This is a genomic window from Arthrobacter sp. UCD-GKA, assembly GCF_001863355.1.
In the GTDB taxonomy this organism is placed as follows: domain Bacteria; phylum Actinomycetota; class Actinomycetes; order Actinomycetales; family Micrococcaceae; genus Paeniglutamicibacter.
In genome coordinates, this window is the sequence record NZ_MOLR01000003.1 from 137,051 (window position 1) to 158,796 (window position 21,746).

At 67.0% G+C, this 21,746-nt stretch carries 21 protein-coding genes; 13 read left to right on the forward strand and 8 right to left on the reverse strand.

Annotation, left to right across the window (positions count from 1 at the left end):
* Positions 1-7 precede the first annotated feature (7 nt).
* The 6 genes from BLJ79_RS05690 (at position 8) to BLJ79_RS05715 (ending at position 9,111) form a co-directional block, all read left to right on the forward strand.
* Positions 8-1,741: an ABC transporter ATP-binding protein gene (locus BLJ79_RS05690; RefSeq protein WP_071213729.1), complete on the forward strand. Its 1,734-nt coding sequence runs from the start codon at positions 8-10 to the stop codon at positions 1,739-1,741.
* Positions 1,742-3,814: an ABC transporter ATP-binding protein gene (locus BLJ79_RS05695; protein ID WP_071213730.1), complete on the forward strand. Its 2,073-nt coding sequence runs from the start codon at positions 1,742-1,744 to the stop codon at positions 3,812-3,814.
* A gap of 206 nt (positions 3,815-4,020) precedes the next feature.
* A complete protein-coding gene (locus BLJ79_RS05700) occupies positions 4,021-6,228 on the forward strand; it encodes an acyltransferase family protein (protein ID WP_071213731.1) in 2,208 nt (735 codons plus the stop codon).
* A 139-nt stretch (positions 6,229-6,367) separates the two neighbouring features.
* The gene (locus tag BLJ79_RS05705; RefSeq protein ID WP_175475401.1) at positions 6,368-7,012 is read left to right on the forward strand and encodes a pentapeptide repeat-containing protein; all 645 of its coding nucleotides are present in this window, start codon (positions 6,368-6,370) and stop codon (positions 7,010-7,012) included.
* Between the two features lie 56 nt (positions 7,013-7,068).
* Entirely contained in the window at positions 7,069-7,833 is a 765-nt protein-coding gene (locus BLJ79_RS05710; RefSeq protein ID WP_071213733.1) for a CPBP family intramembrane glutamic endopeptidase, read from the forward strand.
* Positions 7,834-7,890: 57 nt separating this feature from the next.
* A complete protein-coding gene (locus tag BLJ79_RS05715) occupies positions 7,891-9,111 on the forward strand; it encodes an MFS transporter (protein ID WP_071213734.1) in 1,221 nt (406 codons plus the stop codon).
* Between the two features lie 408 nt (positions 9,112-9,519).
* On the opposite strand, the gene BLJ79_RS05720 is transcribed toward BLJ79_RS05715, so the two are convergent.
* Positions 9,520-9,804 (reverse strand): transcriptional regulator, encoded by a 285-nt coding sequence (locus tag BLJ79_RS05720; RefSeq protein WP_071213735.1) that lies wholly within the window; start codon positions 9,802-9,804, stop codon positions 9,520-9,522.
* 2 nt (positions 9,805-9,806) lie between these two features.
* The gene (locus tag BLJ79_RS05725; RefSeq protein WP_071213736.1) at positions 9,807-10,232 is read right to left on the reverse strand and encodes a hypothetical protein; all 426 of its coding nucleotides are present in this window, start codon (positions 10,230-10,232) and stop codon (positions 9,807-9,809) included.
* 210 nt (positions 10,233-10,442) lie between these two features.
* Between BLJ79_RS05725 and BLJ79_RS05730 the strand changes: the two genes are divergently transcribed.
* From BLJ79_RS05730 to BLJ79_RS05745, 4 genes are all read left to right on the forward strand, one after another.
* Positions 10,443-11,798 carry an MATE family efflux transporter gene (locus BLJ79_RS05730; protein ID WP_083411029.1) on the forward strand — a complete coding sequence of 452 codons (1,356 nt, stop codon included), beginning with the start codon at positions 10,443-10,445 and terminating at the stop codon, positions 11,796-11,798.
* Positions 11,799-11,887: 89 nt separating this feature from the next.
* On the forward strand, positions 11,888-13,108 hold the full coding sequence (locus BLJ79_RS05735) for an alpha-hydroxy acid oxidase (protein WP_071213737.1): 1,221 nt from the start codon (positions 11,888-11,890) through the stop codon (positions 13,106-13,108).
* A 34-nt stretch (positions 13,109-13,142) separates the two neighbouring features.
* Positions 13,143-13,715 (forward strand): DUF308 domain-containing protein, encoded by a 573-nt coding sequence (locus BLJ79_RS05740; RefSeq protein ID WP_139194742.1) that lies wholly within the window; start codon positions 13,143-13,145, stop codon positions 13,713-13,715.
* A 38-nt stretch (positions 13,716-13,753) separates the two neighbouring features.
* Positions 13,754-14,059 (forward strand): hypothetical protein, encoded by a 306-nt coding sequence (locus BLJ79_RS05745; RefSeq protein WP_071213739.1) that lies wholly within the window; start codon positions 13,754-13,756, stop codon positions 14,057-14,059.
* 271 nt (positions 14,060-14,330) lie between these two features.
* On the opposite strand, the gene BLJ79_RS05750 is transcribed toward BLJ79_RS05745, so the two are convergent.
* Both BLJ79_RS05750 and BLJ79_RS05755 read right to left on the reverse strand, forming a co-directional pair.
* Positions 14,331-14,666 (reverse strand): hypothetical protein, encoded by a 336-nt coding sequence (locus BLJ79_RS05750; protein WP_071213740.1) that lies wholly within the window; start codon positions 14,664-14,666, stop codon positions 14,331-14,333.
* 58 nt (positions 14,667-14,724) lie between these two features.
* Positions 14,725-15,279, reverse strand: coding sequence for a CGNR zinc finger domain-containing protein (locus tag BLJ79_RS05755; RefSeq protein WP_071213741.1), 555 nt, complete (start codon positions 15,277-15,279; stop codon positions 14,725-14,727).
* 148 nt (positions 15,280-15,427) lie between these two features.
* Between BLJ79_RS05755 and BLJ79_RS05760 the strand changes: the two genes are divergently transcribed.
* The gene (locus BLJ79_RS05760; protein WP_071213742.1) at positions 15,428-16,402 is read left to right on the forward strand and encodes an EamA family transporter; all 975 of its coding nucleotides are present in this window, start codon (positions 15,428-15,430) and stop codon (positions 16,400-16,402) included.
* Positions 16,403-16,508: 106 nt separating this feature from the next.
* Here the strand turns inward: BLJ79_RS05760 and BLJ79_RS05765 are convergent, their stop codons facing one another.
* From BLJ79_RS05765 to BLJ79_RS05775, 3 genes are all read right to left on the reverse strand, one after another.
* On the reverse strand, positions 16,509-18,818 hold the full coding sequence (locus tag BLJ79_RS05765) for a heavy metal translocating P-type ATPase (protein ID WP_071213743.1): 2,310 nt from the start codon (positions 18,816-18,818) through the stop codon (positions 16,509-16,511).
* An 81-nt stretch (positions 18,819-18,899) separates the two neighbouring features.
* Entirely contained in the window at positions 18,900-19,226 is a 327-nt protein-coding gene (locus BLJ79_RS05770) for a heavy-metal-associated domain-containing protein (protein ID WP_175475402.1), read from the reverse strand.
* A 40-nt stretch (positions 19,227-19,266) separates the two neighbouring features.
* Positions 19,267-19,596 (reverse strand): metal-sensitive transcriptional regulator, encoded by a 330-nt coding sequence (locus tag BLJ79_RS05775; RefSeq protein ID WP_071213744.1) that lies wholly within the window; start codon positions 19,594-19,596, stop codon positions 19,267-19,269.
* Between the two features lie 83 nt (positions 19,597-19,679).
* On the opposite strand from BLJ79_RS05775, the gene BLJ79_RS05780 reads away from it, so the two are divergent.
* Complete coding sequence (locus tag BLJ79_RS05780) at positions 19,680-20,948, forward strand: carboxylate--amine ligase (RefSeq protein ID WP_071213745.1); 1,269 nt, start codon at positions 19,680-19,682, stop codon at positions 20,946-20,948.
* A 66-nt stretch (positions 20,949-21,014) separates the two neighbouring features.
* Positions 21,015-21,182 carry a hypothetical protein gene (locus tag BLJ79_RS23295; RefSeq protein ID WP_175475403.1) on the forward strand — a complete coding sequence of 56 codons (168 nt, stop codon included), beginning with the start codon at positions 21,015-21,017 and terminating at the stop codon, positions 21,180-21,182.
* Positions 21,183-21,267: 85 nt separating this feature from the next.
* On the opposite strand, the gene BLJ79_RS05785 is transcribed toward BLJ79_RS23295, so the two are convergent.
* Positions 21,268-21,684: a VOC family protein gene (locus BLJ79_RS05785; RefSeq protein WP_071213746.1), complete on the reverse strand. Its 417-nt coding sequence runs from the start codon at positions 21,682-21,684 to the stop codon at positions 21,268-21,270.
* Positions 21,685-21,746 lie beyond the last annotated feature (62 nt).

Below are 21,746 nucleotides of genomic sequence, written 5' to 3' on the forward strand. Positions count from 1 at the left end.
CTGCCTGATGCTCTTAAAGCTCATACTTAGACATTCGAAACCCTACAAGTGGTGGATTGCCGCCGTGCTGTTCTTCCAGCTCGCCACCACCATCGCCACACTCTTCCTGCCCAGCCTCAACGCCCGCATCATCGACACCGGCGTGGTCAAGGGCGACACCGACTTCATCTGGCGCACCGGCGGCGTGATGCTTGCCGTCGCATTCGTCCAGGTGCTCACGGCCATCGCCGCCGTGTACTTCGGCGCGAAGACCGCCATGGCCATCGGCCGCGACCTGCGCCATTCCGTCTTTGACGCCGTCACCGGGTTCTCCGCGCAGGACGTGAACAAGTTCGGCGCCGCAACGCTGATCACCCGCGGCACCAACGACGTGCAGCAGGTGCAGATGCTGGTGCTGATGGGCCTGAACTTCATGGTTTCCGCCCCCATCATGTGCATCGGCGGCATCATCATGGCGCTGCGCGAGGACGTCGGCCTGTCCTGGCTGGTCTGGGTCTCCGTGCCCGTCCTGCTGGTGGTCGTCGGCGTCCTGGTCATCTTCCTGATGCCGCTCTTCCGCCAGATGCAGGACCGCATCGACGGGATCAACGGGGTGCTGCGCGAGCAGATCACCGGCATCCGCGTGGTGCGTGCCTTCGTGCGCGAACCCCACGAGACCGAGCGCTTCGAGGAAGCCAACGCCAAGCTCACCCGCGTGGGCGTGAAGGTCGGCAACCTCTTCGTGTTGATGTTCCCGCTGATCGGCATGATCCTGCACATCGCCACCGCCTCCGTGCTGTGGTTCGGCGGGCACCGCGTGGAGACGGGCGAAATGCAGGTCGGCGCGCTGACCGCCTTCCTGCAGTACCTGCTGCAGATCCTCATCGCGGTGATGATGGGAACCTTCATGGCCATGATGATTCCCCGTGCCATCGTCTGTGCCGAGCGCATCGACGAGGTCACCACCATGGCCCCGTCGCTCACCGACCAGCACGAGCACGTGACCGAGATGGACGCCCCCGGAACCATCGAGTTCCGCAACGTCACCTTCGGCTACCCCGGTGCCGAGGCGCCGGTTCTCAACAACATCTCCTTCACCGCCCGTCGCGGCGAAACCACCGCCATCGTCGGGTCAACCGGCTCGGGCAAGAGCACGCTGCTGAACCTGATCCCGCGGCTCTACGACGCGAGGGAAGGCCAGGTGCTGATGGGCGGGGCCCCTGTCACCAAGCTGACCCGCGCGCAGATTTCCGCCTCGGTGGCCACCGTCCCGCAGCGCCCCTACCTCTTCTCCGGAACCGTGGCCTCCAACCTGCGCTTCGGCGCGGAGCACGCCAGCAACGAGGAGCTGTGGGACGCCCTGCGCACCGCCCAGGCCGAGGACTTCGTCGCAGCACGCGAGGACGGCCTGAACGGGAAGATCTCCCAGGGCGGCACCAACGTCTCCGGAGGACAGCGTCAACGCCTGTGCATCGCCCGGGCCCTGGCCGCGAAACCCGAGGTCTACCTCTTTGACGATTCCTTCTCCGCCCTCGACGTGGCAACCGACGCGCACCTGCGGGCCGCGCTGAAGGAACCCACCAAGGATGCGGCCGTCATCATCGTCGCCCAACGCATCTCCACGATCACCTCGGCCGACCAGATCCTGGTCCTGGACCACGGCGAAATCGTGGCCCGCGGAACGCACGAGGAACTCCTGGAATCCTCGGAAACCTACCAGGAAATCGTGACCAGCCAGCTGGCAGTGGAGGAGGTGGCCTAAATGGCAAAACGTACCAAGAAGGAAACGACAGCGGTCGTGGAACCAACCGACGAGATCGACGAGTTCGACACGGCAGGGGCCTCCGACATGTTCGGGGACTCGATGCCGGTCCGCAAGGCCAAGCACTTCTGGCCCTCGGCCAAGCGCCTGGTGGGGCTGCTGGCCCCGCAAAAACTCGGCATGACCGTGGTCCTGCTGCTGGCGGCCGCCGGCGTGGTGCTTTCGGTGATCGCACCGAAGATCCTGGGCCAGGCCATGGACGTGATCTTCGCCGGAGCCATTGGCGGGAACATGCCCGCCAACGTCCCGGTGGAGCAGGTCGTTGAGGGGCTGCGCGCCTCCGGGCAGAACGACTTGGCCGAGATGATGTCCAAGATGAACCTCATCCCCGGCGTGGGCATCGACTTCCCGCTGCTGAGCCGCTATATCCTCATCGTGCTCTCCATGTACTTCGTGGCTTCGCTGTTCATGTGGGCCTCGGGCTGGTTGCTGAACCGCCTGGTCATGAAGGTCGTCTACGGCCTGCGCCGCGACGTGGAAACCAAGCTCAACCGGCTGCCGCTGAACTACTTCGACACCCGCCAGCGCGGGGACCTGCTTTCGCGGGTCACCAACGACGTGGACAACATCCAGAACGCGCTGCAGCAGGCGATCAGCCAGCTGGTGCAGTCGCTGCTGACGGTCATCGGCATCATCATCATGATGTTCATCATCTCCTGGCAGATGGCGCTGATTGCGCTCATCGCACTGCCGCTGTCCGCGGTCGCCGCGGGTGTCATCGGCTCGCGCGCCCAGGGATTGTTCACCGCGCAGTGGAAGAACACCGGCGCGCTGAACGGGCAGATCGAGGAGTCCTTCTCCGGCCACGACCTGATGAAGGTCTTCGGCCGCGAGCAGGACATGCTCGACCGCTTCCACGAGAAGAACGAGGAGCTCTACAAGGCATCCTTCGGCGCCCAGTTCGTCTCCGGCATGATCTTCCCGGTCATGAACTTCATCTCCTACCTGGCCTACGTCGGCATCGCCGTGGTCGGCGGGCTGCGCGTGGCCTCGGGGCAGATGTCCCTGGGCGACGCGACCGCGTTCATCCAGTACTCGCGCGAGTTCACCCAGCCGCTGGGGCAGATGGCCGGCATGGCCAACATGCTCCAGTCCGGCGTGGCCTCCGCGGAGCGCACCTTCGAGCTGCTGGATGCCGACGAGCAGGACGAGGACACCGTCACGGCGTCGCTTCCGGCGCGCACCGACGGCCACGTCGAGTTCGAGCACGTCACCTTCTCCTACTCGGAAGACAAGCCGCTCATCGAGGACCTGTCCTTCGAGGCGCACCCCGGGCACACCGTGGCCATCGTCGGACCCACCGGCGCAGGCAAGACCACGCTGGTGAACCTGGTCATGCGCTTCTACGAACTGAATTCCGGGCGCATCACCCTGGACGGGGTGGACGTGACCCAGATCAGCCGCGCCGACCTGCGCTCCAAGGTCGGCATGGTGCTGCAGGACGCGTGGCTCTTCGGCGGCTCCATCCTGGAGAACATCCGCTACGGGCGCCTGGAGGCCACGGACGAAGAGGTCATCGAGGCGGCCAAGGCCACCTTCGTGGACAGGTTCGTCCGCGCACTGCCCGAGGGCTACGAGACGGTCATCGACGAGGAAGGCACCAACGTGTCGGCCGGCGAGAAGCAGCTGATCACGATCGCCCGCGCGTTCGTGGCCAACCCGTCGCTGCTGATCCTGGACGAGGCGACCTCCTCGGTGGACACCCGCACCGAGCTGCTGGTGCAGAAGGCCATGGCGGCGCTGCGCAGCGACCGGACCAGCTTCGTGATCGCGCACCGGCTCTCCACCATCCGCGATGCCGACACCATCCTGGTGATGGAAGAGGGCAAGATCGTGGAACAGGGCAACCACGAGGTGCTGCTCGCGGCCCGCGGTGCGTACTACCGGCTCTACCAGTCGCAGTTCGCCGGCCCGGCCGAGAACGTCGACGCGGAAGCTGCCGGCGGCGGAGCCCCGGTGCTGACGGGCATTGAGCCCGGCGCGGCCGAGTCCCGGCTGGACGCCAACGGCTAGCACCCACTGGCTCGCTGGTGGCCCCGGGCGCGATGGATTCAACATCCATTGCACCTGGGGCCACCTACGTTTGGTCCGGGTTGCCGATTTCGGGCCCGTGCCCGGTCACACAATGATTGATCGGGCCTTGACCGCGGAACACCGCCCTTACTATCACTTTCAGCGACGAGATCAGTGCGCACGACCGATGGGCTAGGCTTGCGCGAGTGACAGTTTCAACCGGCTCCGCCCCGCAACAAACCCCGCGCAATGCCCCGTCCGTGAAGGCCCCGCAGGCCGCCGGGCGCGGATCGTCGATGGGGTTCCGGGCCGACATCCAAGGGCTGCGCGCGATCGCCGTGCTGATGGTGGTCATCCACCACCTGCGCCCCGGCGCACTCAGCGGCGGATTCATCGGCGTGGACATGTTCTTCGTGATTTCCGGGTACCTGATCACCGCGCACCTGTTCCGGGAAATGCGCGCCACCGGAACCATCAAGCTGGCAACGTTCTGGGCCAGGCGCATCCGCCGGCTGCTGCCGCTGGCCTTCACGGTGCTGCTGGCCAGCGCCGGGTTGGTGTATTTCTTCATCCCCGCCACCGAGCATGGCACGATGTTCAAGCACATTGCCGCTTCCGGGCTCTACGTGGAGAACTGGGCGCTGGTTCTGGACGCCACGGACTACTCCGCCGCCGGGCAGATGGCCACCGCGGTGCAGCACTACTGGTCGCTCTCGGTGGAGGAACAGTTCTACCTCGCCTGGCCGCTGCTGCTCTTGGGCGGCGCGTTCATCGCCGGGAGGCTGCTGCCCCGATTCGGGCCACGGGCCGGCATCGGCAGGCACACCTTCGCCGGGCCCGGCACCCGGCAGCTCTTCCTGGGCGTCATCGGCGCGATCATGGTGCTTTCCTTCGCCTACGGGCTCTGGGTCACCGCTGCCAGCCCGCAGGCGGCCTACTTCGACACCGCCGGGCGGGCTTGGCAATTCGCCGCCGGCGGCATCGTGGCGCTGCTCTGCGTGAACCGCGGGATCGGCGGTGCGCTTGGGTTCCTGCTCGGTTGGGGAGGCCTGGCCGCCCTGCTGGCCGGCGCGGTGCTGATCCCCACCGAGACCCGTTTCCCCGGCACCATGGCGCTGGTTCCGGTGCTCGGCACCGCCGCGGTGCTTGCGGCCAGCGGCACCGAAAGGCCCGGGCTGCGCATCTTCTCCCACTCCACCTGGCTTTCGATCCGGCCCGCGCGCTGGGTCGGGGACATCAGCTATGGCGCGTACCTGTGGCACTGGCCGCTGATCATCGTCGCGCCGTTTGTGCTGCACACCGAACCCAAGTGGTACCACGAGGCCGGCATCCTGGCGCTGACCCTGGCCCTGGCCTGGATCTGCCAGCTGCTCATCGAGGACCCGCTGCGCTTCGGGACGTGGCTGAAGCCGGTGCGCAACGCGTTCGTCTTCGCCCTGGCCGGGATGCTGGTGCTGGCCTCCCTGGCCTGGGCGGGAACCGCCGCCTCCGCGCAAAGTTCCAACCTGCCCCGGATGGATGTCAGTTCGAAGTGCTACGGCGCCGGAACCATGGAACACCCCAAGGACTGCCTGCCCGTGGCCTCGGACTTCGCCCCCTACCCTTCGGCGGTCGCGGTGTCCCAGCAGGTGCGTGCCCCCCTGTTCCCGGGTTGCGAGACCGACACGCTGCAGGTGGGCGAGTCCAGCTGCCGGCTGGGCAACACCGCCAACCCCACGCTGCGCGTGGCCGTGGTGGGGGACTCCCACGCCTCGGCCTGGCTGCCGGCCCTGGCGGTGATCGCCAAGGCGCGCGACTGGGAACTGGTCACGCACATCCGCTCCGGCTGCTCGCCCTCGGTTGCCGCGCTCAAGGGTGCGGAGAAGCTCAGCGGCGCGGCCGAACGCCTGTGCACCGAATCGGTGCGCGCGCTGGGACCGGGTCTCGCCGCGGATCCGGGCATCGACGCGGTCATCGTCGCCGCGCAGGGCAACAAGCGCAGCTGGATCTCCTCCCCGGGCTACGAGTTCAAGGATCCGGCCACCGAGGGCTTCACCAGACTCTGGAAGCAATGGACCGACGCCGGCAAGACCGTCGCGGTGATCGGCGAGGTGCCGCGGCTGGGCAACAAGAACGTGCCCACCTGCGTGGCCTCGAACCCCGGTGACCCGCTGGCCTGCTCGGTGACCCGCAAGCAGGGCCTGTCGATCCGGCACAACCTGCAAAGGGCGCTGGAAGCCGACTCGGCCCCGGCCGGCATCGTGCGCGCGGACCTGACCGATTCGATCTGCTCGGAGGAAACCTGCTTCGCCGTCATCGGCTCGCTGATCACCTACTACGACCAATCCCACCTCTCCCACGACTTCTCCGCCTCGCTGGCACCCCGGCTGGCCGGCGAACTGGAGAAGAACCCCGTCTTCGCCACCGGCAGGTAGGCACGGCGGGCGGCGGATGCCCCGGGGATGGGGCCACCGGACCCGGTGACGTCAAGCCGCCTGCCGGTGAGAAAGCCAACGTGCGCTTCGGCGGGAATCGTCCGCGCCGCCGCATAAGCTATTGCCCATGCCTGCATCCGTGAAAGCCCCCCGCCTGCCCGCCTTCAAGGAACCGGCCACCACCGGCTCGGGGGACCTGACGGGGCTGGATCTGGATGGCCGCGCCGAGTCCCTGCTCTTCGAATCCGACGATGCCGATGGGGTGGACCTGGAGGACGCGGTCTTCACCGAATGCATCTTCCGCGCGGTCTCCCTGCAGGGCGCACCCATGGCGCGGGTGACATTCGGGGACTGCCGCATCGAGGAGGTCAACGCCCCGGTGCTCGAGGCCCCGGACTCCGGCTGGTGGAACACCGCGGTCATCGGCGGGCGCATCGGATCGGCGGAACTCTACGGCTCCACCTTCCGCTCGGTGAAGTTCGAACGCGCCAAGCTCGGCTACCTGAACCTGCGCCGCGCGAAGATCAAGGACGTCGAATTCCGCGATGTTCACATCGACGAGCTCGACGCCGGGGGAGCGAACCTGGAGCGGGTCACCTTCATCGACTGCACCATCGACACCCTGGCGCTGAACGGCGCCAAGCTCAAGGACGTGGATTTGCGCGGCGCGCGGCTGCGCACGCTCTCGGGTATCTCCGCGCTCAAGGGCGCCACGGTCAGCTTCGAGCAGCTCATGGACCTGGCCCCGATCCTGGCAAACGAGCTGGGCCTGCGGGTCCAGTAGCTCCGCCGCGGGGCGGCGCACACGCCGGGGTGCCCAAGGTCGATAGGGTGGAAACCATGCACCAGCCGCCCGTCCCGTACCCATTCGCCCCGCCGCCGAAAAAGCGGCAACCGGTCTTCGACGCCGGACCCCTGCGGCGCGGGGACCTGGTGGTGGTGGGCATCTACCTGGCGCTGTTCGTCTTCGGCGCCGCCGGGCTGCTGGCCCTGGTCCCGGGGTTCATCGAGGCCTTCCAGGACCAGGAATCCGCGCTGTTCGGGGTGAACCTGATCATGTACGTGGTGGTGTTCACCGGCGCGATCATCATGGGCTTCGAGACACTGCGCAGCTCGTTTGCCACCTTCAAGTACCACCCGTGGGCCAAGGCCCTGATGGTGCCCGGCGGCTGGCTGGGGTCCCTGATCGTCAGCGCCGTCGTGCTGGTGTCAATGGGCAACCCGGTCAAAAGCGAAAACCAGCTGGCCCTGGAGGGCATGACGCGCGCGGTCCCGTTCATCACGATGTTCGTGGTCACCGCGATCCTGGGCCCGTTCGTGGAGGAATACATCTTCCGCCACCTGCTCATCGGCAAGCTCAGCCGCCGGCTCAACGTGTGGGTCTGCGTGGCGATCTCGGTGGTGCTTTTCACCGCGCTGCACTTCATCGGCTCCGGGTCCTTCGATGTGACCAGCGCGATTCCGTACACGACGCTGGGCATCATGATGTCGGTGGCCTACGTGCTCACCGGCAAGTCGTTGGCGTATTCCTACGTGCTGCACGTGTTCAACAACGCGGTGGCGCTGTCCCTGTCCTACACGCTGCTGCCGCTGATCCAGCAGTAGCCGCCCGGATCCACCCGGCTCCCCGGAGCCAGCCACTAAGAGGAACGGCAAGCGCACGTGAGCAACGACCCCGGCCGGGGTGGACCTTGGCACGGCCACATCCACGGCAGCGACGGCTACCGCCGCATGATCCTGGCGCTCTTCGCCGCCGGGGTCGCCACCTTCTCCCAGCTGTATTCGGTGCAGGGGGTGCTGCCGGAGCTGGCCCGGGACCTGGCGGTGTCCGAGGCCGACGCGGCGCTGGCGGTCTCCGCCGCGACCCTGGGCCTGGCCGCCTCGGTGCTCTTCTGGTCGCTGCTGGCCGACCGCATGGGCCGGTTGCGCACCATGACCATCGCGGTGCTCGCGGCCGTGGTGCTGGGCCTCGCGGTCCCGTTCTCCCCGGGCTTCGAGGTGCTGCTGGCGTTGCGCTTCATCGAGGGCCTGGCCCTGGGCGGGATCCCCGCGGTCGCCCTGGCCTACCTCTCCGAGGAGGTTTCGCCGCTGCATTCGGCCGTTGCCGCCGGCACCTACATCTCCGGCACCACCCTGGGCGGGCTGGCCGGGCGGCTGGTGGCCGGTCCGCTGAGCGAGTTCGTTTCCTGGCGCCTGGGCACCCTGGTGGTCTCGATCATGGCGGCGATCGCCGCCGGCGTGTTCATCGCGGTGGCGCCCAAGCCGCGCGGCTTCACCCCGGTGCCCTGGCGCAGCCCGAACCGCATACCCCTGTGGAAAAAGCTGTGGATGAACCTGCACAAGGGGCAGTTGCTGGTGCTCTACGCACAGGGGTTCCTGCTCATGGGAGGCTTCGTGGCCGTCTACAACTACCTGGGATTCCGGCTCGAGGCCGCCCCGTTCCTGATCCCCGCCTCGCTGGCCTCGCTGGTGTTCATCGCGTACCTCTCGGGCACGTGGTCCTCGAGGCAATCCGGTGCGATGGTGGCCCGCTTCGGGCGGCTGCCGGTGCTGCTGGCCTCCATCGGGTTGATGGCCGCCGGGCTGGCGGTGACGCTGGCCGACTACCTGCCCGCGATCATTGCCGGGCTGCTGGTGTTCACCGCAGGGTTCTTTGCCGCGCACTCGGTGGCCAGCGGGTGGATCCCGATGCTGGGTGTCGGGGGCCGGACGCAGGCCGCGAGCCTGTACAACCTGGCCTACTACTCCGGGTCCTCGATCTTTGGCTGGGCCATCGGGCTGGCGTTCAAGGCCGGGGACTGGCCGGGGCTGGTGGTCTCGGTGGTGTCCCTGCTGGTGCTGGCGGCGCTGCTGGCCCTGGGCGGGTTGCATCGGCACCCCTAGGCTTGCGGGGCAAGCTGGCCCGAGGACGGGTTTTCCCGGCGAGTCCGTGCAAATCGTGATGGCTCCGGCGGCGCCACCCGTTATGCTGAAGAAGTTCTCTGTATACCCATATTGAGAAGTAACAACGAAGAGATTGGAAGTGGACCACATGCGTGGAAGCAACCTTGTATGGACAATCGTAGGCGTTCTCGTCGCCGTTGCCTTGGTAATCTGGATCGCTTCTGCGATCTAGGGCATCGTCTCTGAGTAGTTAACGGCAAGCCCCGTCCGGCAATGGACGGGGCTTGCTGCATCCGGGGGAAAGCGCAGGGGCTGCCTCCGTCCTTCCGGGCAGGCCCCGGGGCACGATCGGTGCAGGGGGGCCGGGATTCGTGACGTGACGCCCGCGGCCGGCCGGGTTGCGCGCATCTAGAGCAGCTGGATGAGCTGGGCCTTGTAGGCCTCGAACGCGGCGACGCCCCGGGCGGTGACGCCGACATAGGTGGCGGGGCTTCGGCCCTCGAGGACCTTCTCCTGGGAGATGTATCCGGCGTCCTCCAGCTTGCGCAGGTGCGTCGAAAGGTTGCCCGCGGTCATCGTCAGGATTTCGCGCAGCTTGGGAAACGCCATGGATTCCTTCGGCCCCAGGGTGTTCAGCGCCGACATGACCCGCAACCGGGCATCCGCGTGGATGAGTGGATCCAACTCGGCCATGGCTACTTCGCCCCCGGGGAGGAAGCGCGGCGGCGAACCAGGGCAAGGATGCCGGCGGCGAGGAAGAGAATCGGGCCGCCGATGGCGAAGATCGAGATGAAGGCCTGCGCCCCGGCGATGAGGCCTGCGGCGTTGAGCACCGTGAAGCAGGCGCCCAGAAGGAACATCGGGCGGTCGCCGAAGATCGCGGCGCCGGCCATGTACATGATGCCCACCACGAGGATGGCCACGGAATTGATCAGCCAGCCGGTGACCAGCTGGTCCGTGCCGGCCAGAAGCCGGGAGATGGCGATGGAGAACAGCGCGACGACCAGGAATCCTCCCATCCAGCTCATCCCGTAGGCCATGCCGGCGAATTTGGAATCCCCGCGGATCTCGGAGCCGGACCGGATTCCGGCCACCGCGGTGCAGAGGACGGCCTGGTTCATCGATGTCAGGGCGGCAGGGGGTCGAGTGCCGGTTCCGGTGTGGCTGGCTGGTTCGTGTTCATGGTGCGTTCCCTTCGGTGGTGGCGGTGGACCGCGCGGCAAACCATGGTGCATCTGCAAATAGGTTGTAACGCAAACCTATTTGCGTCACGCCACATGGGAAAAATCCTTGGCACCCGTCCCGGACCGTGCCCCCGGTAGTCTGGAGTGGTGAAAGAAGCCGCCAAAAACCAGGTCACGGCCCCCGACTCCGCGCGTGGGCTGGGACGAACCATCCTGGCGCTGGCGGTTCCCGCGCTCGGCGCACTGATCGCCGAGCCGCTCTTCCTGCTGGCGGACATGGCCATCATCGGGCACCTGGGCATCAACGAGCTGGCCGGCGCCGGGCTGGGGACCACGGTCCTGCAGACCGCCGTGGGACTCATGGTGTTCCTGGCATACTCCACCACCCCCGCGGTGGCGCGGGCCATCGGTGCTGGAAACATGGGCAAGGCCATGGCCGCCGGGCGCGACGGGATCTGGCTTGCCGTCGGCCTGGGCGTGGTCCTGGCGCTGGCCGGGTTCTTCGGGGCCCCGACGCTGGCGGCCGCCATGGGCGCCGAGGGTGAGGTGCGCGGGTTCGCGGTGGACTACATCCAATATTCCACCTTCGGCATCCCCGCGATGCTGCTGGTGCTCGCCGCGACCGGGGTGCTGCGCGGCATGCAGGACACCAAGACCCCGCTGTACGTGGCCGGATTCGGCTTCGCCGCAAACATCGCACTGAACTTCGTCCTGGTCTACCCGCTGGGCATGTCCGTCGCCGGTGCCGCACTGGGCACCTCGATCGCGCAGTGGGGGATGGCCGCGGTCTATCTGTGGATGCTGGTCCCGCGGATACGCAAGGCCGGACAGTCGCTGGCGCCGCACGGGCGCGGGGTGCTGGGCACCGGGCAGGTCGGATCCTGGCTGATGCTGCGCACGCTGTCGCTGCGCCTGGCCCTGCTCGCCACGGTCTGGGTTGCCACCGGGCAGGGGGCGCTCACGCTCGCGGCGCACCAGCTGGTCTTCACCATCTTCACCTTCATGGCCTTCGCCCTGGATGCGCTGGCCATTGCCGCGCAGGCGCTCATCGGCAAGGAACTGGGCGCCGGGAACGCGGGGCGGACGAACCTGCTCACCAAGACCATGTGCCGGTGGGGCGTGTACTTCGGTCTGGCCACCGGCGCGGTGCTGGCTCTCATCGCCCCCTTTGTGGGTGCGCTGTTCACCTCGGATGACTCGGTGCGCCAGGCGACCATGGTCGGGGTCTGGATCCTCGCCGCGTCCCAGCCGGTGTGCGGGCTCGTCTTTGTGCTGGACGGCGTGCTCATCGGCGCCGGGGATGCACGCTACCTGGCGGTCGCCGGCATGATCAACCTGGCCGCCTACCTGCCGATGCTGTTTATCGTCACGCTCTTTGAGCACCCCGGGGTCTCCGCCGTCGCCTGGATCTGGGTGGCCTTCGGGCTCGGGTTCATGCTGGCCCGCGCCGCAACCCTTTCCTGGCGGGTGCGCAACGACAAGTGGATGCGCCTGGGCGCCTGATGCCCGCCCGCTGCCCAGCCACGGTGCCGGCACCTGATTCCAAGGGTGCGTCGCCCACCCACGACCCACAGAAAGCCGGACAAGTCCACATGAAACGTCGCCTGCCGCAGATCTCCGAACTCCGCTCGCTGATGAAGTTCGAACCCGTCACCCTGGACCGGCGGGCAGCCCGCCTGGCCAAGGCCGCCGACGTGTGGGACCTGCGCGCCATCGCCAAGCGGCGCACCCCCACCCCGGCCTTCGACTACGTGGATGGCGCCGCCCAGCGCGAACTGACAGCCCGCCGCGCCCGCGAGGTCTTCGACTCCATCGAGCTGCTCCCACGCATCCTGCACGGCACCGCGAGCGCGGATCTGTCCACCACCATTGCCGGGGCACCGTCCGCGCTGCCCTTCGGCATCGCCCCGACCGGGTTCACCCGGTTCATGCACGCCGAGGGCGAGACCGGAGCGGTGCGCGCCGCGGCCCGCGCGGGCATCCCGTTCTCCCTGTCCACCATGGGCACCCGCTCGCTGGAGGAGGTCGCGGCCGCGGCCCCGGAATCCCGCCGCTGGTTCCAGCTCTACCTGTGGAAGGACCGCGAGAAGTCCCGTGCACTGCTGCAGCGCGCAGCCGCCGCGGGCTACGACACCCTGCTGGTCACCGTCGACACCCCGGTGGCCGGCCAGCGGCTGCGCGATGCCCGCAACGGCATGGTCATCCCGCCGCGGCTGAACCTCAAGACCGTGCTGGACGCCTCATACCGCCCCGAATGGTGGTTCAACTTCCTGACAACGGACTCGCTGAAGTTCGCCTCGCTCTCCGACAGCGCCACCGACCTGCCCACGCTGATCAACTCGATGTTCGACCCGACGCTCTCCTTCGCGGACCTGGAGTGGATCCGCTCCATCTGGGAGGGAAAGCTCTTCGTCAAGGGCGTGCTCACGGCCGAGGACGCCCGCAAGTCGGTCGACGCCGGGGCCGACGGGCTGGTCGTCTCCAACCACGGCGGACGCCAGCTGGACCGTGCGCCGGTCTCCTTCGAGGCGCTGGCCGAGGTTCGCGCCGAGGTGGGTGCGGGGACCGAGATCATCCTGGACTCGGGCATCATGTCCGGCGCCGACATCGTCGCCTCGCTCTGCGCCGGGGCCGACTTCGTGCTCATCGGCCGGGCCTACCTCTACGGGCTGATGGCCGGCGGGGAAGCCGGCGTGGAACGGGTCATCGAGCTGCTGGCCAAGGAAATCGAGGTAAACATGCAGCTCATGGGCGCCGCGACCATTGCGGACCTGGGTCCGGAGCTGATCCGCTGGCGGTCCGGGCGCGAATAAGGCCCATGGCCCCGCGCCCGGTAGACTCGTAGGCGTGCCTGCAGTAAAGATCCCCGCAACCATTGCCGCCGAAGTAGCCGTCCCAGTCATGGGGCGCGCCGCGACGGCCGCCGGTTTTGCGCTCCTGTCCATCTTCTGGCCCGCCGCCACCAACCAGGTGCTGGCCTATGCGCTGGCCGCCTTCATGGTGCTCAGCTCGAAGTTCCTCTGGGACTACGCCAGTGCCCCAAGCGCGCAGAAGCCGGTGCGCGGCCTCTACGCGGTCGCCGCGGTGGCGATGATCATCGCGGCCCTGGTGATGGCCTTCCGGCCCGAGACGCTGGTGATCGCGATCGCCGCTGCCGCGGCCTGGATCATCGCCGGGGTGCTGGAAATCGYGGTCTTCATCCGGCACCGCGCCGACTTCGCCCCGTTCAAGGACCAGCTGGTCACCGGCTTCGTGTCGCTGGGCGCCGGGGCCGCGCTGCTGATGGGACTGGACCTCGACGCGCACGGACTGCTCGGCCTGGCCGGCGGCGGGGCCATCATCCTGGCGGTGTTTGAGCTGATTTCTGCCTTCGGCCTGCGCCATGCGGCCAAGGAACCCGAGACCGGGGTTTGGAGCTAGACTAGATGTTGAACCAAAAATCCGTAGGAGGGCCTTTCGTGGGCAACACCCCAGCCGAGCAGAAGAAATCTTGGCAGCAGAGTATCAAGGCACCCCTGTCGTTCTCCCTGGTCATGGCCATCATCGCCGGCGTCATTGCCACCATCTCGGCAACCGGCGGGTCCGACAACCCGTTGCGGATCGACATCGGGCTGGTCGCCTTCGGCGTCGCCTTTGTCGCCTGCCTGCTGGTCATCTCCGTGATGACCATGGCCGGCAAGGACAACCCCGAGGAAATGGGCACCGGATCGGGCGTCAACCGCTCGTCGTCCACGCCGGATGAAAAGCCGGACACCAAGAAGTAACTAGTCCTTTCACCGAAGCCGCCCTGGAAGAATCCGGGCGGCTTCGCTGCTTAACGGGCGGTTCGGTGAGTGTCGGGTGGGTGGCTTCAGTGCCCCGCCCCGGCCTGCGGGTACTACTTCGAAGGCAAGCTGCCGGCACTGGCTGCGGCATTCATCCCGGCACAGGGGCGGTAACCCGTCGAGCGGTGTGCCCAAGCCATGGCGGGGGACTGGTACGGCCAGTGGCCGTGCCGCCCGAGGGTGCGAGCCAGCTGGACGCCGGGGAACCTTTCTAACGCGCCGGCTCGGCGCCGTCGCGCCCGCCCCAGCGGTCCAAGAACTCTTCGTGTCCCAGCTCCTCCAGGTCGGAGCGGACCATCGCCACCAGTGACTCGGCCTCCTCGATGCTGCCGGCATTGATGCGCAGCACCTCGGCGTCGTTGTCGATGCGGTGGACCACGACGGCGGCGCCGACGGCGTCTGACCCGTCTCCGCCGAAGAATGCATCGACCAGGCCGGCCGCCCAGCGGGCCGCAGCGCGCACCGGGCCGTCGTTGGACTTCTCCAGGTCGACTTCGTACTCGTCAGCGGCGTGCTGTTGCGGTTGCGGGACTTCTTCGCTGTTCACGGGGACTCCTCCGATCGGCGGGACGAATGCACTTTCGCCCCATGGCTCCAGTGTATGTTCAAGCCCCGGGTTTTTGCTCGGATTTCCGTTGGCGGTATGCGCGGACGTGCTCGCGGTTGGCGCAGTTGCCGGTGTCGCAGTAGCGCTTGGAGCGGTTCCGGGACAGATCCAGCAGCACCGCCTCGCAGTCCGTGGCCGCGCAGACCCTCAGCCGGGACAATTCCCCTGAACGCAGCACGTCGACCAGCGCCATGGCGGCCTCGACCGCCATGCGTTCGCTCAGCGGCGCCTCCGGGGTGGTGGCGTGGATGTGGTATTCCCAGCCGTCGTGCTTGACCAGCTGCGGCAACGCCCGTGCGTTGCGCAGGATGTTGTTGACAGCGTCCACCGACTGCTCCTCGTCGGCCAGCCAGATGCAGTGCAGCTGGCTGCGCAGCTGGCGCACCGAACGCAACTCCGCCTCGTTGCGGGTGCGTGATCCGGTGAACCCCTGCTGGTCCAGGAAATGGTCGAGGTCCGCCCCGGTCAGCAGGTGGTCGTTTGAAGGGGTTGCCGAGTTGATGAGCGCCACGATGGTACCCAGGGCAACTTCTGTGTCAGGGGCAAATATCATTATGACTCCTGTGGGGACGCGTGTATTGACGGAGGAACCACTGTGGTCCTAATGTCATGAGCATACATTCTTTTGCTCCTGACAGTCGATTTGGGTCATAAGGCCACCTCGTTCGCCGGAGCAACCTCGTCCCAGGGAGCGTTTCGCCGTGCCAAGAGAAGAAATCCATACCCAGGTGGCACCTCCTGCACCGCTCCCGGTCTCCCCGACGCTGCGCAAGCCACGCCTGGGCGGGATCGGGGTCGCCCTGTTTTCCTCGGCGGTCTTCGGTGTATCGGGTTCGTTCGCAAAGGCGCTGCTCGAGGCCGGATGGAGCCCTGCCGCGGCGGTCACCCTGCGGATGGCCGGGGCCGCGCTGGTGCTGCTGCTTCCGACGCTCCTGGTCATGCGCGGCAAGTGGCCATTGGTGGCGACCAACTGGAAATCCATCCTGCTTTTTGGGCTCTTCGGCGTCGGAGCCTGCCAGTTCTTCTACTTCCTGGCCGTCGAGCGCCTTGACGTCGGGGTGGCGCTGCTGCTCGAATACCTGGCGCCGGTGTTGATCGTGCTCTTCCTCTGGGTGAAGTTCCGCAAGCGGCCCAAGGTCATGACGATCGGGGGCACGCTGCTTTCGCTGGCCGGGCTCGCATTGGTCCTGGACCTCACCGGGGACACCCGGGTGGATCCGATCGGGGTGCTGTGGGGATTGGGTGCGGCAGTGGGCCTGACCGTGTACTTCTTCGTCAGCGCCCGGGCGGACGGCGCGCTGCCACCGATCGTGCTGGCCACCGGCGGGCTGCTGGTCGGAGCGGCAACCATGGGCCTGTTGGCGCTGGTAGGCCTGCTGGAAATGAAGATGACCTTCGTGCCGGTGCGGTTGGCGCAATGGGAGACGCAGTGGTGGGTGGCCCTGGGTGGACTGGTCCTCATCTCCACCGTCATTTCCTATGTCACCGGGATCATGGCGGCCCGCGCCCTGGGCTCGAAGCTGGCGTCCTTCATCTCCCTGACCGAGGTGCTCTTTGCGGTGCTCTGGGCGTGGCTGCTGCTGGGCGAACTGCCCGCCGGGATCCAGCTGCTCGGCGGGATGTTGATCGTCGGGGGCGTGCTGCTGGTGCGTGCCGACGAACTGCGTAGCCCGTAGCGGACCGACGGACGCCTGGTCCCGGACAAGCCAAACGCCGGAGCCCTGCGCCTCCATGGCAGGAGGAGCGGGGATCCGGCGTCGTGCGGAGGGACGGGGACGAAGTCTACTTGCGGCCGAAGCGACGCAGGCGCAGCGAGTTGGCCACCACCAGCACCGAACTGGCGGCCATCGCGGCCCCGGCGATCATCGGGTTCAGGAACCCGAGTGCCGCGATCGGGATGCCGGCCGTGTTGTAGGCGAAGGCCCAGAACAGGTTCACCTTGATGGTGCCCAGGGTCTTGCGGGAAAGCTCGATGGACTGCGCCACCTGGGCCAGGTCGTTGCCCATGATGGTCAGGTCGGCCGCCTCGATGGCGACGTCGGTGCCCGATCCCATGGCGATGCCGAGGTCGGCCTGGGCCAGCGCCGGGGCGTCGTTCACGCCGTCGCCGACCATGGCGACCACCTGGCCGCGGGCCTGGAGCTCACGCACGGCCCGGGCCTTGCCGTCGGGGAACACGTCGGCGAAGACGTCCTCCCCGGCGATGCCGACCTGGGCTGCAACCAGCTTGGCGACCGCGGCGTTGTCGCCGGTGAGCAGCACCGGGCGCAGGCCCAGTTCCTTGAGCTTGGCTATGGCGGCGGCGGAGGATTCCTTGATGGTGTCGGTCAGGTTCACCAGTCCGGCGAAGGAGCCGTCGACGCCAACCATGATGGAGGTGGCTCCGGCCTGCTGCGCGGCGGCAAGGCCGGCGCGGTGCGCATCGGTGAGTTCGATGCCGTTTTCCTTCAACCAGCTTTCCCTGCCCGCGACAACAACTCGGGTGCCGACCGTGGCGCGCACGCCGCCGCCCGGTGCGGAATTGAATCCGCTGGTCTCTCGCAGCGAGTCCTTGGCGCGGGCCGCTGCGACGATCGCGTGGGCGATCGGGTGCTCCGAGCCGGACTCCGCCGCACCGGCCAGGGCCAGCAGCTCCGACTCGTCGAACCCGTCGACCGGGTCCAGCGAGGTGACGGCGAGGTTCCCCTCGGTGATGGTTCCGGTCTTGTCCAGCAGCACGGTGTCGATCTTGCGGGTGTCTTCCAGGACCTGGGGGCCGCGGATCAGGATGCCTAACTGGGCCCCGCGACCGGTTCCCACCAGCAGCCCGATCGGGGTGGCAAGGCCCAAGGCGCACGGGCAGGCGATGACCAGCACGGCGACGGCCGCGGTGAAGGCGGAGTTCACCTCACCGGTGAACACCAGCCAGAGGATGAAGGTGAGAAGCGCGATGACCAGCACGATCGGCACGAAGACGGCGGAAATGCGGTCGGCCAGCCGGGCTATGGGTGCCTTGCCGGTCTGCGCCTCGGACACCAGCCGGCCCATCTGGGCCAGGGTGGTGTCCGCCCCGACGCGGGTGGCTCGCACCAGCAGGGCCCCGGAGGTGTTGATGGTGGCACCGGTGACGGTGTCGTCCGGACCCACCTCGACGGGCACCGACTCGCCGGTGACCAGCGCGGTGTCGATGGCCGAGTGCCCGGTGACGACGAAGCCGTCGGTGGCGATCTTCTCCCCGGGCCTCACGACGAACTCGTCGCCGGGAACCAGCTCGGAGGCCGCGATCTTGGTTTCCACGCCGTTGCGCAGCACCGTGGCTTCCTTGGCGCCCAGGTCCAGCAGGGCCTTCAGCGCGTCGCCGGCACGAGACTTGGCGCGGGCCTCGAGCCAGCGGCCGAGCAGCAGGAACGTGGCCACGACGCCGGCGGTTTCGAAGTACAGCGCGTGATCGCTCATCGACATGCCGACGTGTGCCGTGATGTTCGGGTCGGCGATCAGCTGCCAGAGCGAGAAGAAGTAGGCCGCCAGGACGCCGATGGACACCAGGGTGTCCATCGTGGAGGCGAAGTGGCGGGCGTTGATCGCCGCGGCGCGGTGGAACGGCCAGGCGGACCAGAAGACCACCGGGGTTGCCAGGAACAGCGCGACCCAGCCCCAATGGGGGAATTGCGCCCCGGGAATCATGGAAATGATGAACAGCGGCACGGTGAAGATCGCGCCGATCACCAGGCGCTTTTTCAGCTCGTCCCCCGCGGTGTCCGGCGCGTGGTTGGTGCCCAGCTGCCTGCTCGGTTCGCCGGTGGACAGGGGGGAAGGCGCTTGGCCGGATCCACTATTCCCGGGGATCGCGGTGGCTGCCGCGGTGGCGTACTGGTCGACCTTGAGGCTTGCCTGGTAGCCGGCCGACTGGACCGTGGCGATGAGCTGTTCATCGCTGACGTTTTCGGGGACCGTGATGCGTGCCGATTCCAGCGGCAGGTTCACGAGGGCCTCGACGCCGTCGATCTTTCCAAGTTTTCGCTCAACCCGACCCACGCAAGATGCACACGTCATGCCCTGGATGTCCAGTTCGACGATGCGTTGGTTGGCGGGGAACGTGATGTCGTTGCTCATGATTCCATTTCTTTGCCCGGCCGCGGGGGACACCCGGACGCCCGTTGGGGAATCCCGTCCCCGTGGCGAGCGGGGAGATGCTTAGGCGCTTGCGGAGACGAGCGTGTAGCCGGCCTCCGTCACTGCGGCTTCGAGAACCGAGTTCTCGACGGGGGAATTGGTGGTGACGACGGCGGTGGAGGTTCCTCCGGCGGACAAGATGACTTCGACGTTGCTGACACCGGGAACCTCGTTGAGTTCCTCGTTGACGGAGGCGACGCAGTGGCCGCAGGTCATGCCGTCGATTTTCAGGGTGATGGTGCTCTGGCTCATGGCTTCCTCGGAGGGCTTGGTGGTGATGGTGAGGCCTTCGTTCGAGTTGCTTCCGCAGCCGCAGCCGCCGCAACCGCAGCTTGATTCGTTGCTCATGTGTTCTCCTGGTCGGGTTGTTGAAAAGTGGTGTGGGTACCTAGCGCAGCAGGCGGCCGATGGCCGTTGTCACTTCGCTGACCTTGTCGTCCACATAGGACCGGTCCCCGGTCTCGAGTGACTGGGCAGCGGCGTTGACCACGCAATGTGAAACGTGCTCCTCGACCAGCCCCAGGCTGACCTTGTGCAGGGCGGCATTGATGGCGGAGATCTGGGTGAGGATGTCGATGCAGTACTTTTCCTCGTCGACCATGCGGCTGACCCCGCGGACCTGGCCTTCGATGCGGCTGAGCCGCTTCAGCAGGGCTTCCTTGTTGGCCGTGTAGCCGTGGTCAACGTGGGAATCGGCAGGGACGACAATGTTTTCCATACTTCGAATAATACCCCCTAAGGGTATGTTGTCAAGTACCCCCATGGGGTATTCGATTTGTGGCGGGTTGATAGTTTTGGATCATGCAGATCAGCGAGAACCAGCCTTTTGTCCCTGTCATTCTGGGCGGTGACATCGGCGCCTACTCGTTGGCGCGGGAATTCCACGAGCAATACGACGTGCATTCGGTGGTTGTTCCCTCGGTGATGACCGGTATCACCGAGCATTCGCGCATCCTGCTCCCGCGGCCCTTCGCGCAGCAGGACGACCCGGGCGCATTTGCCGCCTTCGTCTCCGAACTGGGACGCGAATTCGGCGGTTCCAACGGCACCAAGCGGCCGCTGCTGCTGCTGGGCGCGGCGGACCAACACATCCGCTTCATCGCCACGCATGCCGACGAGCTCTCCGAATGGTTCACCATCCCGTACGTCGGCAACTCCGAACTGGACCGGGCCACGGAGAAGGACGCCTTCTACCAACTCTGCCGCGACCTGGGCGTGAGCTACCCGGCCACCGTGGTCCACGACTGTGCCGGGGGTTCCGTTGACGCCCCGGCGCTGGAGGCCGAGCTGGCAGCCGAGGGCGTGCCGTTCCCGGCCATCGTGAAGCCCTCGGACGGGGTCGCCTGGGGAGCCCTGGAATTCCCGGGCAAGAAGAAGGTCCACACTGTCGCCTCGCTGGCGGAGCTCACCAACCTGGTCGCCAAGGCCTCCGGAGCCGGGTACGCAGGCACCCTCGTCATCCAGGACCTGATCCCGGGCGATGACAGCGGCATGCACCTGGCCACGTTCTTCAGCGACAAGGCCGGACGGGTGCGTTTTGTCTCCTGCGGACGGGTCATTGTCGAGGAGCATGCTCCCGGCGCCCTGGGGAACTCGGCGGCCATCGTCGCCCAGCCAAACGATGTCGCGGTGGCCGAGGGGACCCGGCTGTTGGAGGAGCTCGGGTGGACCGGCTTCTCCATGTTCGACATGAAGCTGGACCCGCGCGACGGCGCATACAAGTTCTTCGAGCTGAATCCCCGCCTGGGCCGGAACCACTTCTATGTCACCGCGGCAGGACACAATGTCACGCGCTTCTACGTCGAGGAGTACCTGCGCGGCGGACTGGCCGGAGGCAGCGACCTGCAGGTGGCCAGCGAACGCCACCTCTACAACATCCTTCCGCTGCGCCTCCTGCGACGTTACGTGCCCGGTGACATGACGAGCGGGGTCGAGGAGCTGATTTCCTCAAAGCGATACAGCCATCCGCTGTACTACAAGAAGGAAACCAGCCCCCGGCGTTGGCTCTACATCCTGCTGAGCACCGTGAACCACTACCGCAAGTTCAAGCGCCACCACCCGGCAGCCTAGAGTTCCGAACCCGGCCCGGCGTAGAGTGAAGAAAAGCCCTCGGGGGGCGGTTCAAGGGAGGCAGCAATGGGTGACTACAAGTTGTACACGGATGCCGAGCGTGCGTCGTATCTTTCACCGGCCTGTGAGCGTTGTGGGCAACGCCGGCACGTCGTGTGGGAGGACCAAGGCGAGGCCGAAGCCCACTGGTCGCCGCGCGATGCCGGTTGCACCAACGAGGCCTGCACGGCCTGATCCGGGACGTTCCCGGAGGGCCACGCGGGCACAGGCACGAGGCGTGTCACCGGGCCATGCCCGGCGACACGCCTTTCGCATGCGGCTAGGCGCCCTGGACGGCCGACATGTCCATCCAGCCGACCTCCCATTCGTGCCCGTCGGGATCCAGGAAGGCTACGGAATACATCCCCGGGAACTCCTCCGCGGCCTCTCGATAGATGGTGCCGCCATGGGCGAGGGCGCGGCGCGCGTACTCATCGACCTCTTCGCGGGTCTCCCCGCTGATGGCGTTGAGCACCTCGCGCGGGCCCGCGCCGTAGGTGGGTGTGTCTCCGTTGCGCAGGAACGAAGAGTAGAACTCCTCGGTGAGCACCATGACCCAGATGGTCTCGGTGATCATCCAGGCGCTGGCGACCTCGTTGGAGAAATCGGTGTTCTTCTCGAAACCCAGCCCGGCGTAAAAAGTGTCCGAGATTGCCAGATCCTTGGTGGGAAGATTGACGAAAATCATGCGTGCCATCGGATCGTTCCTTTGTTGGTGTGCGATGGATGAGTCGGGAAATGATCCCGCACCCATGATCC

Bases quoted from the DNA above. Each gene is read 5' to 3' on its own strand.
- BLJ79_RS05725 (WP_071213736.1), bottom strand. From the start codon at position 10,232: ATGAACCAGGCCGTCCTCTGCACCGCGGTGGCCGGAATCCGGTCCGGC.
- BLJ79_RS05755 (WP_071213741.1), bottom strand. From the start codon at position 15,279: ATGATATTTGCCCCTGACACAGAAGTTGCCCTGGGTACCATCGTGGCG.
- BLJ79_RS05775 (WP_071213744.1), bottom strand. From the start codon at position 19,596: ATGGAAAACATTGTCGTCCCTGCCGATTCCCACGTTGACCACGGCTAC.
- BLJ79_RS05770 (WP_175475402.1), bottom strand. From the start codon at position 19,226: ATGAGCAACGAATCAAGCTGCGGTTGCGGCGGCTGCGGCTGCGGAAGC.
- BLJ79_RS05695 (WP_071213730.1), top strand. From the start codon at position 1,742: ATGGCAAAACGTACCAAGAAGGAAACGACAGCGGTCGTGGAACCAACC.
- BLJ79_RS05765 (WP_071213743.1), bottom strand. From the start codon at position 18,818: ATGAGCAACGACATCACGTTCCCCGCCAACCAACGCATCGTCGAACTG.
- BLJ79_RS05785 (WP_071213746.1), bottom strand. From the start codon at position 21,684: ATGGCACGCATGATTTTCGTCAATCTTCCCACCAAGGATCTGGCAATC.
- BLJ79_RS05780 (WP_071213745.1), top strand. From the start codon at position 19,680: ATGCAGATCAGCGAGAACCAGCCTTTTGTCCCTGTCATTCTGGGCGGT.
- BLJ79_RS23295 (WP_175475403.1), top strand. From the start codon at position 21,015: ATGGGTGACTACAAGTTGTACACGGATGCCGAGCGTGCGTCGTATCTT.
- BLJ79_RS05735 (WP_071213737.1), top strand. From the start codon at position 11,888: ATGAAACGTCGCCTGCCGCAGATCTCCGAACTCCGCTCGCTGATGAAG.
- BLJ79_RS05690 (WP_071213729.1), top strand. From the start codon at position 8: ATGCTCTTAAAGCTCATACTTAGACATTCGAAACCCTACAAGTGGTGG.
- BLJ79_RS05720 (WP_071213735.1), bottom strand. From the start codon at position 9,804: ATGGCCGAGTTGGATCCACTCATCCACGCGGATGCCCGGTTGCGGGTC.
- BLJ79_RS05710 (WP_071213733.1), top strand. From the start codon at position 7,069: ATGCACCAGCCGCCCGTCCCGTACCCATTCGCCCCGCCGCCGAAAAAG.